Annotated in this window: 9 protein-coding genes; 8 read left to right on the top strand and 1 reads right to left on the bottom strand. The window is 71.4% G+C overall.

The window, feature by feature from the left end:
* The first annotated feature begins 68 nt into the window (after positions 1–68).
* The 8 genes from AB0I79_RS52590 to AB0I79_RS52555 all read left to right on the top strand — a co-directional run bounded on the left by AB0I79_RS52590 (position 69) and on the right by AB0I79_RS52555 (position 9,742).
* Positions 69–1,091, top strand: a complete 1,023-nt coding sequence (locus tag AB0I79_RS52590) for a hypothetical protein (protein ID WP_357891192.1) — start codon at positions 69–71, stop codon at positions 1,089–1,091.
* Between the two features lie 761 nt (positions 1,092–1,852).
* Positions 1,853–3,124 carry a hypothetical protein gene (locus AB0I79_RS52585; RefSeq protein ID WP_357891189.1) on the top strand — a complete coding sequence of 424 codons (1,272 nt, stop codon included), beginning with the start codon at positions 1,853–1,855 and terminating at the stop codon, positions 3,122–3,124.
* The gene (locus AB0I79_RS52580; protein WP_357891186.1) at positions 3,117–3,410 is read left to right on the top strand and encodes a hypothetical protein; all 294 of its coding nucleotides are present in this window, start codon (positions 3,117–3,119) and stop codon (positions 3,408–3,410) included. Before AB0I79_RS52585 ends, AB0I79_RS52580 begins: the two co-directional genes overlap by 8 nt.
* Positions 3,407–4,201 carry a hypothetical protein gene (locus AB0I79_RS52575; RefSeq protein ID WP_357891183.1) on the top strand — a complete coding sequence of 265 codons (795 nt, stop codon included), beginning with the start codon at positions 3,407–3,409 and terminating at the stop codon, positions 4,199–4,201. The genes AB0I79_RS52580 and AB0I79_RS52575 overlap by 4 nt, the downstream gene beginning before the upstream one ends.
* On the top strand, positions 4,194–4,790 hold the full coding sequence (locus AB0I79_RS52570; protein WP_357891180.1) for a hypothetical protein: 597 nt from the start codon (positions 4,194–4,196) through the stop codon (positions 4,788–4,790). Before AB0I79_RS52575 ends, AB0I79_RS52570 begins: the two co-directional genes overlap by 8 nt.
* A gap of 6 nt (positions 4,791–4,796) precedes the next feature.
* Positions 4,797–5,099 (top strand): WXG100 family type VII secretion target, encoded by a 303-nt coding sequence (locus AB0I79_RS52565; protein ID WP_185110477.1) that lies wholly within the window; start codon positions 4,797–4,799, stop codon positions 5,097–5,099.
* Between the two features lie 4 nt (positions 5,100–5,103).
* Positions 5,104–9,492 carry a DUF6531 domain-containing protein gene (locus AB0I79_RS52560; RefSeq protein WP_357891177.1) on the top strand — a complete coding sequence of 1,463 codons (4,389 nt, stop codon included), beginning with the start codon at positions 5,104–5,106 and terminating at the stop codon, positions 9,490–9,492.
* Positions 9,482–9,742, top strand: a complete 261-nt coding sequence (locus AB0I79_RS52555) for a hypothetical protein (protein WP_357891174.1) — start codon at positions 9,482–9,484, stop codon at positions 9,740–9,742. The genes AB0I79_RS52560 and AB0I79_RS52555 overlap by 11 nt, the downstream gene beginning before the upstream one ends.
* On the opposite strand, the gene AB0I79_RS52550 is transcribed toward AB0I79_RS52555, so the two are convergent.
* On the bottom strand, positions 9,739–13,929 hold the full coding sequence (locus AB0I79_RS52550) for an FtsK/SpoIIIE domain-containing protein (protein ID WP_357891172.1): 4,191 nt from the start codon (positions 13,927–13,929) through the stop codon (positions 9,739–9,741). The genes AB0I79_RS52555 and AB0I79_RS52550 overlap by 4 nt on opposite strands.
* Between the last annotated feature and the right edge of the window lie 18 nt (positions 13,930–13,947).

The following is a 13,947-nucleotide window of genomic DNA, read 5'->3' as shown; positions in this document are numbered from 1 at the left end:
AGTGAGAAAGGCCTCCGCTGGGGCGGTCGACCACTCACACCGGCAGCCTGAACCCCTCACCCAACCCGGTGATCGTTTCCGGTCACAGCACTAGCGATGCTGAGGTCAACACCGAAAACGACACCGTATACGAGGACAGCGCGGCAGTTTACTCTCACGGTATCAACAGCGCCCGTGGTCTGCTTTCCGAGATTCTCGGCTATATCGTGGCAAACGATGAGGACGGTAGCAGAACATCTCTGGTGCTACCAGTCCTTAACCAGCTTGCCTCCGATCGATCCATCGCAGTCCGTTCGTGCAGTGCATATCTCATCAGCGCCTGTCTACGTCATGCACGGCCAGCGGCAACCGAAGCCTTTGGAGAGCTAGTGCAGGCCAGTGACAGACTGCTTGCCTGCGAGCATGTGACGCGGCTAATGATGTATCTAGGGAATGGGGGAGCCGTTGATATTGTGAGACCAGTTGTCGAGCAGATGTTTGTCTCGAACCACGCCGATGTCAAGGAGGCCGGAGGCCGTCTCGCAGGCTTTGCCGGCTTGGAGTGGGGACAACGCGACCTACTCGTGGCAGCACGTTCAAGTGAGGAAGCAGCGCTGAGGACGGGCGTTGCAACTATCTGTGCCAGCCATTTGACGAGGTCTACGGATACGGCGACAGCTGTAGAAACCCTGCTGTTGCTCATGAATGATCAGGACCATGGCGTTCGCCAGGCTGTCGCGCAGGTTGCTGGTCGGCTACGTGATGAGCGACTAAGGCCTTACATCCGTTTGCTTCGGGATCTTATCGCATCTGATACATATCACTTGGCGCTTCCACAGCTTCTCATAACCCTCGGAGCTGCACCTGACCGGGTAGATACTCTAGCGACAGAATGCGCGAGACGTTTCGTCGATCTATTCGGTAAAGATGCGAGCGATATGTCCACTAGTGCAGCGGGTGAAGCCAGAGAGGTGGGGCAACTAGTTCTGCGAGCCTATGCTCAGGCAACGACCTCTGGTGCTCGCAGCGAAGCATTGGATCTCGTGGATGAATTGTTGACTGTTAGCGCTATAGGTTTTGCTGATTTGGTGAATGCTGCAGAGCGTAATTAAAGTGTGTGAATGTTGCGAGGATTTGCTTGCCAAGGGCTCAGATGTCAAATGTGGAGCCGGAAATCCTCGCTCTTCTGTCGGATGAGCCCCGCTGGTTCCCAAGGGATTTATTGGTCAGTATTTGTAGGATTTCCTTGTCTTGCTAGCTAAAACCATCGTGTCATGCAGGACCCACTGTTCTCTCAAAGTATGTATGGCTGCTTGATCTGGCCTATTCTGGAAACAATCACAGCAAATAGTCCTGTTCCATGGCGTTGGAGGTAGTTGGAGACCTGTAGTACGGGTTCTAGGCGAGGCACGCCAAGTCGCGCGCAGTCATCTCTTCGACGGCAGCGTGCGACGCATCGTCAAGAGCCCGCCGGGCGATAGCCAGCTTCGGGGAGCCAGGATGGGGAGCCAACACCTCCAGATCAGGAGCGACGGCTATCGACGGCCTGAGTCGCCCTCACAGGTGAAAGGCTCCCCGTCCGACTCTCTCAGACCTGGTCAGACCCTCTTCCCCTGCCGTCGCGTCAAGGTCAAGTGGCGGCGCCCCGGAGCCGGCCCACGGCAACCAGCCCCGCACCGCCGTCCCGGCCGGACCCATACCGGTTCCCACCAGCGGGAAAGATTTTCACGAATTCGATTGAACCCATCCCCGCGCGACCGCGTACAACCTGTCGGACAACGGCACGCACCGACCCCGAAAACGCCACCTGACCTGCGCGAAGGCGGATTTCGAGCGTGCCCTGCCGCGCTGACCGGCTGCCCCGGGGATGGCGATGGAATTTCAGGGATGGAGCGACGGCCTGGCCCTGCGGCCGCGCGATTACCTGGGAAAGGGCCAGACGCTCGCCGCTGCCGTCAGGACGGCGGGCCCCCTCAAGGACGAGGCGCTCTACCTGTTCGCGCTCGGCAGCGCCGCCACCATGGCCAGGCTGCACCTGGGCGGGATCGCGGGGCTGCGGCTCAGCCCGGGCAACGTCATGATCGGGCCGCGCGGCCAGGTGTTCTTCGCCCCGGGGCCGCGCGACAGCCTGTTCCCCGCCCACGACGTCAAGGACTGGGCCGGCGTGGTCGTGTTCGCGGCGACGGGGCGCGAGCCCGACGACGGGGCCGACCTCGACAGGCTGCTCCCCGCGCTGCGCGCGGTGATCGGCGAGTGCCGCCGCTCCGACGCGACCTCCCGCCCGTCGGCCGTCGACCTGGTACGCATCCTGCTCGGCCACTCCGGCGCCGCCCACGGCGCCACGGTGCACGACCTGCTGCTGGAGGCCGAGCGGCGGACCAGGCCGGAGGAGCCGGCGCCGTACGCGGACCACGTCGTGCCCACGCCGCTCTGGCGCAGGCCGGCGTACCTCACGGGCATCGCCATCGGCATCGCGCTCGTCGCGGGGGCGGCCGGCGCGGTGATCATGATCTCCGGTCAGGGGAGCGGACCGGAGCCGGGCGCGAGCGACGTGCTGAGCGCTGTCGGCCGGCGCACGGCCACGTTCCGCCAGGTGATCGAGGAGACGCAGGCGACGGAGCAGACGGTGGCGGAGGGGCGGCTGAGCTTCGACCCGGGCGCGCCCGCCACGTCGTACGACATGAAACTCACCTGTGGGAACGATCCACGCCCCACCCCCGTGTCCCTCGTCGGCGGCAGGGGGGTGGCGGGAGGCGTGGCGTTCGACGCCGATCACCCGCCCTTGGAGCCGTGCGCCCAGCGGACGGCGGGCACCGTCAGGGAGCTCAGCTCGCCGCGCACCATCAAGGGCCTGATCGAGGCGGCCGGCTCGACCGTGACCAGCGCGTCCGCCGGCGCGAACGGCCGCACGCTCAGCGGATCGGCCCCGGCCCACCGGGTCAGGGGCGAGGAGGGCCAGGACACGTACGCGGGCCTGCCCGCCGAGGGGCCGGTGCGGTTCACGCTGCAGGTGGACGGCCAGGGCCTGCCGGTACGGCTGCAACTGCGCCTGGAGGGCCGCGGCAGCGTGCCCCAGATCATCGAGACCGTCTATCGGGATTGGCGCACCTTCGAGGCCATCAAGGGGGAGACGAGCAATGGCTGAGGAATTCACCGCGAACCGCCAGGAGGCCGCGAACGTCTCGCGGGATCTCAAGGCCATCCGCGCGGCACTGGACGGCGGCAAGGCCGGCGCGCTCGACGCGAGGACCGGCTCGGACAAGGTCGACGACGCCGTACGGAGGTTCTTCGAGGAGTCCTCCGACAACCGGGAGCGCATGAACCAGCTCCTGGAGCGCGCGGCGGGCCTGCTGGACGCCCTCGTCGAGGGCACGGGCACGCTCGACGGCTCGCTGGCCGACTCCCTGTCCACCAGCACGGGCGGCTCGTGATGAAGGCGCTCGGCCTCGGCGTGCTCACCGGCGTGCTGGTCGCGACGGTCGCGGCGTCGCTGGTGTTCGCGCTGACGGACCGGCCCGCGGCCCCGGCAGGCGCGCGAGCCGCGTTCCTCCGGGAGCCTTCCGGGCAGGCCGCCGCGCCCGGGCAGAGCCCGGATGCCACGCCGACGGGGCAGGCCGCCGCGCCCGGGCAGAGCCCGGATGCCACGCCGACGGGGCGGGCCGCCGCACCCCGGCGGAGCGAGGACCCCACGCCGACGGGGCGGGCCGCCGCACCCCACCAGAGCCAGGACCCCACGCCGGAGAAGGCCGACTTCGCCGGGCGGGTGACCGGCAGCGGCGCGCTCGTCGCGCTGTCGGTCCGCGAGGGCAGGGCCGTCGGCTACTTCTGCGACGGCCGCCGCGAGGTCTGGATGTCGGGCGACGCGCGCGACAACCGCGTGACGCTCACGGCCCCCGAGGGCGGCAAGGCCCTGATGACCGCCGACCTGGACGAGGACGGCGCGACGGGGAACCTGGTGTTCGGCGAGGACGCCTTCCGCTTCACCGCGCCCGTCGTGGAGCGGCCGTCGGGCCTGTACCGGGCGACGGAGCAGGTACGCGGGGCGTCGGTCGTCGGCGGCTGGATCGTCCTGCCGAACGGCAGGCAGGTCGGCGCCGTGAGCTTCGGCGGCGTCGAGCAGCCGGCACCCCGGCTCGTGCCGGGCCGCAACGTCCGGATCGACGACGTCACGCTCGAACCCGAGCCCGTGGACGCCTTCATGGAGGAGCTGACCCATGGCTGATCTACCCTTCGGATTCACCTTGCGGGTGCCCGACTCCTGGTACGAGTTCGACGTCTGGCGCGCCGGCCGTACGGGTGATCTGGCCCGGCTGGTGGACGCCCGCGTGGCGGCCACGCCGGAGCTGGCCCCGCACCGGTCGGTGCTGCTGAAGGTGCTGCGCGAGGTCGCCGACCTGGCGGCGCGGCACGGGGCGGTGTTCGGCGCGGCGATGACCGACCACGTGGAGGACGCCGGCGCCGTGCTGGCCACCCTCATGGTCCTGCACACGCGGGGCCGCTCCGACCCCGAGGGCAACACGGTCGAGGCGATCGCCTCGGGCATCGTCGCCGTGCCGCCCACGCCCGGCACGCCCGCCTGGCGCGGCGTCGAGATCGTGGAGCTGGACGCGGGCCGCGCCGTACGCGTGACCGGCGTCGAGACCGGCGAGCTCGACTCGGTGGTCATGCAGACCCTCATCCCCGTGCCCGGCGGGCACGGCGTCCTGGACCTGGTGCTCACCAGCCCGCACCACAGCCTGGCCGAGCCCATGCTCGACCTGTTCGACGCGATCAGCGCCACCCTGGCCTGGTCCGACCCCCAAGGAGAGTGAACCGTCATGGCAGGTGGAACCCATCACCTCAGCTTCCCGCAGGTGGAGAACAGCGCCACCCGGCTGAACAAGGAGAAGGAGGACATCGAGAGCCGGCTGACCCAGCTCAAGGCGATGATCGACCAGCTCGTGAGCAGCGACTTCGTCACCGAGCGGGCCTCGGGCAAGTTCCAGCAGGACTACGACCAGTGGAACAACGGCGCCAGGCAGGTCATGCAGGGCCTGGAAGGCATGAGCCAGTTCCTCAAGACGGCCATCGCCAAGCACCGCGAGCTGGACGCCTCGCTCAGCGGCGGCGCGGGAGCGTGACGCCATGCCGGGCGGATGGGACGTGCTGGGGCTGGCCGGCGACCCCGCCCCGGGGGACCCCGGGCAGGTCAGAGGGCTCGCCGGCCGGCTGCTCGAAGAGGCGCGGCTGGCCGAGGACAACACGGCCAAGCTGAGCACCGTGTCGGGCAACAGCTCGGCGCTGCGGATGCGCGGCGACTACGCGGCCCGCTACACCGAGGCGCTGGGCGAGCTGCCCGGCGAGCTGGCCAAGCTGGGCAAGGCGTACCGGGGCGCCGGTGAGGCGCTGATGACGTACGCGGGCAGCCTGGAGGCGGCCAAGGCCCGGGCCGGTACGGCGCTGCGCCGGGGCCAGGCCGCCGCGGCCCAGTCGCAGGGGGCGCTGCGCGAGATCCAGGCGCAGCTCCCCGGCCCGGTGCGCGACGTGCCCGAGGCGGAGTCGGCCCTGGCCCTCGCGGCCCCGCCGGCCCAGGAGGCAGCGCGCCCGGCGCTGCTACGGGCCCGCCGGGCGGAGGACGACCGCGCGCGGGCCCGCCGCATCGCCGAGGAGGCGGCCACGCTGCGCGCGGACGCCGAGACCCGGGCCACCCGGGAGATCGAGCAGGCGCTCGAAGGCAGCGGCATCAGGGACAAGTCGTGGCTGCAGAAGGCCTGGGACACGATCAGCACGCCGTTCAGGTCCTGGGACGACTTCGTGTCCTTCGCGGCCACGGTCGGGGCGGTGGCCGGGCTGGTGGTGCTGGTCATCGGCACCGGCGGGGTCGCCGGGGTGATCCTGGCCGGCGTGGCGGTGGCGGCGGGCGCGGTGGTGCTCGGCGACGCGCTGAACAAGTACCGGCAGGGCAGGGGCTCGCTGGGGCAGGTCGGGCTGGCGGCGCTCGGCGTGCTCCCGATCGGCAGGGGTATCGCCCTGGTGGGCCGCGGCGCCAGGGCGGTGATGGGCATGAGCGGCGCGGTACGCGGCGGCGGGGGGACCCTGGTCGGCACCGGCGCCCTGGGCATGCGCGGCGGCGGGGGCGCGCTGAGCTCGCCCTCCCTGCGCACGGCGGTGCAGAGCGGCGGCGCCCGCCAGGGGACCGCCGCGACGGCGTCGTGGCAGCGCGGCCGCCAGTTCTTCAGCCAGGACCCGGTGCACTTCCCGACCGGCACCGTGCTGCTCCCGCAGACCGACGTCGAGCTGCCGGGCGTGCTGCCGCTCCGCCTGGAACGCACCCACCTGTCCACGTACCGCACCGGCCGCTGCTTCGGCCGCTCCTGGGCCTCCACGCTGGACCAGCGCCTGGAGGCCGACGCCGACGGGCTGTGCCTGGCCACCGAGACCGGCGCCCTGCTCACGTTCCCGTACCCCGAGCCGGACCGCCCGGCGTACCCGGACGACGGCCCCCGCCTGGCCCTGCGCGAGACCGACGACGGCTACACGGTCACCGACCCCCTCACCGGCCGGACCGTGCACTTCGCCGAGACGACCGAGGCAGGCGTGCTGCCCATCGCGGCGATCACCGACCGCAACGGCAACCGCATCGACGTGCGCTACACCGACGGCCTGCCCTGCGAGATCGTCCACTCCGGCGGCTACCACCTGGACATCGAGACGTCGCAGGGCCGCGTCGTGGAGATCCGGCTGCGCGGCGCCGGCCAGCGGCTGCTCTCGTACGCCTACGACGAGGCCGGCGACCTGACCGAGGTGACCAACTCCTCCGGCCTGCCGCTGCGCTTCACCTACGACGACGACGGCCGGATGACGCGCTGGCAGGACCGCATCGGCACCTGGTACGCCTACACCTACGACCTGGAGGGCCGTTGCGTGTACGGCACCGGGTCCGCGGGCGTGTTCAACACCGAGCTCTCCTACGGCGACGGCGTCACCCGGGCCGGCGACTCTCTCGGCCACGTCACGACATATCACCACAACGAGCTGCTTCAGGTCACCGCCGAGACCGACCCGCTCGGCCACACCACCCGCTACCTCTGGGACCACCACGACCGGCTGCTCGCCCGTACGGACGCGCTCGGCCGCACCACCCGCTACACCTACGACGAGGCGGGCGCCCCGCTCTCCATCACCCGCCCGGACGGCGCCACCCGCCGCTGCACGCGCGACGCCCTGCACCTGCCGGTCACCGTCACCGACTTCGACGGCACCACGACCACCCTGCGCCACGACGCCCGCGGCAACCTCGTCGCCGCCCACGACACCACCTGCACCTACGACGGCCGCGGCCACCTGACCACGATCACGAACGCGCTCGGCCACACCCACACCATCACCTCCGACCCCGCCGGCCTCCCTTTGGAGATCACGGATCCCACCGGCGCCACGACCCGCTACGAGCGCGACGCCTTCGGCCGCGTCACCGCCGTCACCGACCCGCTCGGCCACACCACCCGCCACACGTGGACGGTCGAGGGCCGCCCCGCCACCCGCACCAGCCCGGGCGGCGCGGTGGAACGCTGGGCCTACGACGCCGAGAACAACCTGGTCGAGCACGTGGACGCGATGGGCGAGCCCACCCGCTTCGAGATCGGCCCCTTCGACGTCCCCACGGCCCGCACCACCCCCGACGGCGCCCGGCTGGAGTTCTGCTACGACACCGAGCTGCGCCTCACCAAGGTCACCAACCCGCAAGGCCTGACCTGGCACTACGCCTACGACCCGGCGGGCAACCTGGTCGAGGAGACCGACTTCAACCACCGCGTGCTGAGCTACCTGCACAACCCGGTGGGCAACCTCACCGAACGCGTCAACGGCGCCGGGCAGTCCACCAGCTTCGTCTACGACGTCCTGGACCGGCTCATCGGCCGCCGGGCGGGCGACCGCCTGACCACGTTCGACTACGACCCGCTCGGCCGCCTCGTGCACGCCGCGAACCCCGACGCCGACCTCACCATCGGCCGCGACGCCCGCGGCCGCGTCGTCCGCGAGACCTGCAACGGCCGCACGCTCACCTCCGCCTACGACGCGCTGGGCCGCAGGGTGCTGCGCCGCACGCCTTCCGGGGCGGAGACCGTGTGGACGTACGACGCCCGCGACCTGCCCCTGAGCCTCGAAACGGCCGGCCAGACCCTGAACTTCACCCACGACCTGGCGGGCCGCGAGACCTCCAGGACGTTCGGCGCCGGCATCGCCCTGCTGCACGACTGGGACGACGACGGCCGGCTCCACTCCCAGACCCTCACCAGGGGCCCGGCCGGCCGGATGGTCCAGCGCCGCACGTACGGCTACCGCAGGGACGGCGAGCTCACGGAGATCGACGACGTCCTCTCCGGCCGCCGCCGCTTCGACCTCGACCCCGCAGGCCGCGTCACCGCCGTCCACGCGGCCGACTGGTCGGAGACGTACCGGTACAACCCCGCCGGCCAGATCACCGACGCCACCTGGCCGTCGCCCGGCGACTCGCAGGGCCCCCGCGCGTACACCGGCACCATGGTCCGCCAGGCGGGCCGCACCCGCTACGAGTACGACCGCCAGGGACGTACGGTCCTCCGCCAGCGCAAGGGCCTGTCCACCAAGCCCCGCACCTGGCACTACACCTGGGACGCCGACGACCGCCTGACGGCCGTCACCACCCCGGACGGCACCCGATGGCGCTACCTCTACGACCCGCTGGGCCGCCGCATCGCCAAGGAACGAGCCGACGGCGCCCACCGCACCGACTTCACCTGGGACGGCTTCACCCTGGCCGAGCAGTCCACCGACGACCGCACCACCTCCTGGGACTGGGCCCCCGGCTCCTTCCGCCCCCTGACCCAGACGGAACGCTCCCGGTCGTGGGTGGACGAGCGCTTCTACGCCATCGCCACGGACCTGCTGGGGACGCCCGCGGAGCTGGTGTCGGCGGAGGGCGAGATCGCCTGGCGCACGCGCCGCTCCCTCTGGGGCGCCTCGGCGGGCGCGATCACGTCAGGCGCCGACTGCCCGTTGCGGTTCCCCGGGCAGTACGAGGATCCGGAATCAGGGCTGTTCTACAACTTCCTGCGGCACTACGACCCGGATGCCGGGTGTTACGTGGCCGCGGACCCGATCGGGCTGCGGGGTGGCTGGGATCCGCACGCCTACGTGGTCAATCCACAGGTGTGGATGGACCCGCTGGGGTTGAGCCCCTATCCCATCTGGAGCGCGACGAACAACAGGACGCCGGTTCAGAACGCCTACCGTCACTGGCGCTCCCACGGAAGTGAGTTCCCGCACCTGAACAACGCCAAGGAGTATGTGGAAGAGGCTACGGACTTCCTGCGCGGCAACCAGCCAGGCACGCTCACCAGGCAGCGTCCCAACGGAGACATCGTTCGCTACAATCCGCAAACAGACCAATTCGGCGTGATGAATGCTCAGGGTGCTCCCCGGACCTACTACAAGCCGGACCCGCAAATCCATGGACGACCGACGAACCTGGACTACTTCAATGCCCAATGACGGCAACCCCTACTGCCGGGTCTGCGGCCTGCTCCAACCGGGCCTGCCATGGGGCGAGGACGGCAAGACGCCTTCCTGGGACATCTGCGACTGCTGCGGCAGCGAGTTCGGCTACCACGACGCCACACCGACGGGCATCCTACGCGCCAGGAACGCCTGGATCGCCAAGGGCTGCCCATGGTTCGAGGAGTCCGAGCGGCCCCCGGACTGGAACATGGAAGAGCAGCTCCGCCACGCCCAGCAGCTCTAGACCCCCGCGAACTGCACCAGCTCCAGCCGCCGCGCCGTCCCCATGTAAGCCCGCCCCACCGGCCCCCCGAAGAACTGGTCCGGCTCCAGGTTGATCCCGTGCTCGCGGGCGTGCACCCGGCTGGTGGGCGTCAGCAGGAACCGCGTCCCCGACCGCAGCACCTCGCTCACCTCACCCGACAGCGCCCGCCGATGCCCCTCCAGCAGCGGCGTGGCGTCCCCGCACAACACCAGCGCCCGCCGCCCCAGCTCCGACGGCGCGAGGATGTCCTGCAGCAATGTGGGCAGGGTGTCGAACCCCTGCTCCCGGGGTGTGACGGTCACCTGATCGAGGTCGTCCACCACCACCGCGTACCGTTCCCCCTCGAAGGCCTCCACGGCCTCACGTAACGCGGCGTCCGTGAACGAGGTGCCCGCCAGCGCCCGCGCCTCGGGCAGCGAGCGCACCAGCGGCGAGCGGGGCGGCCCGATGGCCAGCACCCTCACCCCCGCCCGCAGCAGCACGGTGGCCATGACCAGCGCCGCGTTGCTGCGGCCCGAGCCGGAGGGGCCGGAGACCAGCACGAGGTGCGGTCCGAGGTCGAAGAGGTCCAGCTCGACGGGGGTGACGTCGGGGCCGCCGACGCCGATGGCCGGGTCCGGCAGCTCGCGGAGCGGGACGGCGGCGGGCAGCGGCGGGAACGGCTTGGGGCCGCGGGCGGGTTCGCGGGCGGGGCGGGCGTGAGAGGGCCGGTGGGCCGGGGCGGGCAGTTCCTCCGGCGGGAGGCAGATCTGGGCGTGCAGCCCGCCGGCCGCCTCGATGGCCCGTCCGGCCAGCACGGGCGGCGACACCATGCCCGACGTGAGGTACGCCCGCCGCGTCTCCTCCCGGGGGAACGGCAGGAACAGCCGCCGCGAGAACAGGTCAGGCGTCTTGCCCCGCAGCATGTCGTGCCCGCCCACGGCCACCGTGTGGATGCCCACGGGAGGCCCGCCGGCGACGATCCCGCGCAGGGTGACCAGCAGCGGCGTCTCGAAGAAGTCGGGGCTGCCGCGATCCTCGAAGTACTCCCACCCGTCGATGACGAGCACGATCACCGGCGCGGACGGCCCTCCGGGCGACAGGCGTGCCAGCCGCCGCCGCTCCACCTCCCCCGCCAGCCACGTCACCAGCCGCCTGATCCGGTCGGGCTCCCCGCCGCCGATGACGGCCCCGCAGTGCGGCAGCGACGCGTACGCGCCCAGCCCGCCCGGCTGGTTCTCCACCACGTAGAGCCACACCTGCGCGGGCGAGCAGCGCGCCGCCAGGCTGGAGATCAGCGTCCGGCAGAACGTCGTCCGCCCCGACTGCGGCCCCCCTGCCACCATGAGCCGCTCGGTCCCGCCCAGGTCCAGCCCCATGGCGGGCTGCGCCTGGTTGGCCGGGTCGTCCAGCAGCGCGAACGGCACCCCGTCCGCCCCCGACAGCGCGGCCAGCGGCAGCGCGGCGGGCAGCGGCGGCAGCAGGGGGCGGAACGGCGGCTCGGTGGACAGGCGTGTTGCGGCCTCCAGCACGGCCGCGATGGCCAGGTCCTGGTCGGTACGGCTGGCCCGCGGCGCGTTCCTCAGCTCGGGCCTGGGCAGCCCCAGCGCAGGCCAGGGGGTCAGCCGGGCGGTGGCGGGGGCCGAGCCGGTGGGCGGCGGGTCGCCCAGGTAGCCGGTCTGGAAGAGCTGGGGTGTGCGCTGCTCGCCGCCCACCCGCATGATCATGCCCCGGCCGCGCAGCCGTGACGGGATCGTCGCGGCGTCGGGCACGCCGAGCACCTCGGTGCTGTCGGAGGGCTCGTTCTGGCGCAGGGTGATGCGCAGCGAGATGTTGTTCTTCAGCTCGGGCGACAGCTTGCCCTGCAGCGACTGCGTGGCCAGCACCAGGTGCATGCCGAGCGAGCGGCCCTTGGCCGCCACGTTCACCAGCTCGCGCAGGAAGTCGGGCGAGGTCTCCAGCACGCGGGCGAACTCGTCGAACACCATGACCAGCCGCGGCAGCCGCCCTCCGGCGTTCCAGTAGGCGTCGATCTCGCCGCCGTACCTGGCCAGGATGGCCTCGCGCCGGCGCACCTCGGCCCGTACGGAGGCCAGCACGCGGCGCGCCGCGCTCTCGTCGAAGACGTCCGCCGCCGTGTCGCCGGTCGAGCGGATCAGCCCCACCACGTGCGGGCAGTGCTCGAACGGCAGGAACGCGCTGCCGCCCTTGAAGTCGACGAGCACCAGGTTCAGCTCGTCGGGACGGTTGGCCAGCAGCAGCGAGGTGACCAGGGTCTGCAGCAGGATGCTCTTGCCCGCGCCCGTCGCCCCGCCGAGCATCGTGTGCGGCCCGTCCGCCGCGAGGTCCACGGTGACGGGGCCGGTGCCGTCGGCGCCGATGCACACCCTGGTGGTCGGCGCGGGGTCGGCGGCCCAGCCCGCCAGCACGGCCTCGGCGTCGGGAACGCCCAGGCCGAGCGCGTCGAGCAGGCGGACGGCGCCGGGGATGACGCTCTCGGCCCTGGCCAGGGTGAGCCGGTCGCGCATCGGCGCCACCGCGCGGGCGATGCGCTCGGCGGCCTGCTCGCCGAGGCTCTCCGGCTGCACCGCGATGGGCAGCCCCTGGCGGCCCCGGGTGAGCAGCATGCCGGTGCCGTCCAGCTCGCAGACGCCGCGGCACTCGTTCAGGCTGCGCTGGTCGGCGCAGATCACGTACACGCCGACGGAGGGGCCCTCCCTGAGCACCTCCTTCATGCCGGGGATGTCGCGCAACGCCCGCGCGCCGTCGAGGACGACGACGATCTCCTCCCCGAAGGTGACGCGCCGCTCCTTGGCCTTGAGCCGCTCGGTGACCAGGTCCTTGAGCTCCTCGATGCGTTCCGTGCGGGTCTCGGGCGTGTTGCCGACCAGGCACGGTACGGGGGCGTCCACGTTCAGGTGCGGCAGCCAGCGTGCCCAGGCCAGGTGCTCGCCGCCGGATGCGGTGATCAGCACCAGCCGCAGCTCGTCGGGCGCGCGCAGGGTGCCGAGCTGGACCAGCAGCCAGCGCAGCAGCGCGTCCACCGGTTCCGGCGGGCCGATGACGCCCAGGACGCCGATCTGGCGCAGGTCCACGGTGACGGGCACCCCGCGCAGGGCCGGCGGTGTGAACTCCGGCCACGGCTCGCCGTCGAACGTGATCGTGGCGGGCTCGTCCGCCACCCCCACCCGCAGGGTCAGCCCGTCAGGCGAGTCGGCGTTGCGCGGCCACAGGCCCGGCCCTTCGTGGGTGGCGGCGAACGTCAGGTCCACCTCGTCGGGCGCGACGACGTGCCGCAGCCACTGCTCGTGCACGACGTGCTGCCTGATGCGCTCCATCGTGTCGCGTTTGCGCTGGTCGAACTCGCGCTCTTTCTTCCTGCGCTGGCGCCCTTCCACCCACTGCGTGCCGAAGAACGTGATCGGCGTCAGAATTCCGAACAGCAGAAAATAGGGGCTTTTCAACAGGACTGCCATCGCGATCGATATCGGCAGCGGCAACAATGACGAAATCAGCGCCACCGCGATATTGCGCTGCGGGATCTCGTTCCTGGGCATGGTGATCCGGGCGCCCGCGACGGCGGGGGCGGGGGAGAAGGCCCGGTCGAAGTCGATGCGGCCGTCCCGCGCGCGGATGGTCCTGAGCCGGGTGGACGGCAGCGGCGCCCACCGCAGCCGGTCGTCGCCCACCTGGAGCACCCCGTCGGGGCGCAAGGCCACCGGGCCCTGGACGCCCAGCTCGTTCACGAGGGTGCCGTTGCGCGAGCCGAGATCGACGACCGTGGCCTCGCCGGTCCAGGACACGTCGAGGCGGGCGTGCCGCCTGGACACCTTCTGGTCCCGGAGCAGGGGGATGTCGGTCCACTCGCGGCCGATGACGTGGCTGCCGGGACTGAGCCAGATCACGCGGCCCGCGTCCGGGCCGGCGAACACGCGGATCGCGCCCGCCGCCGCCAGCGGCCGCCAGGGCTGGGCGCGCTCCGGCTCGCCCACGCTGATCGTCGCCCCGGGCACCAGCGGGCTGTCCGCGACGTGGGAGTCGGGGTCGAGCTTGTCGCTGCCGACGTAGCAGGGGCGGCCCCTGACGGGGAAGGGCAGCGCCCGCAGCAGCGAGCCGACGAGAGTCTCCGGCTCCGCCGTCACCTCGGCGTCTACGGCGGTGGAGGCCGCCGGATCGCGGATCGTCAATCGAATGATCATAATCCC

The organism is Nonomuraea sp. NPDC050202 (assembly GCF_040656115.1).
Taxonomy (GTDB): Bacteria; Actinomycetota; Actinomycetes; order Streptosporangiales; family Streptosporangiaceae; genus Nonomuraea.
This window is presented reverse-complemented; position numbering and strand designations above follow the sequence as displayed.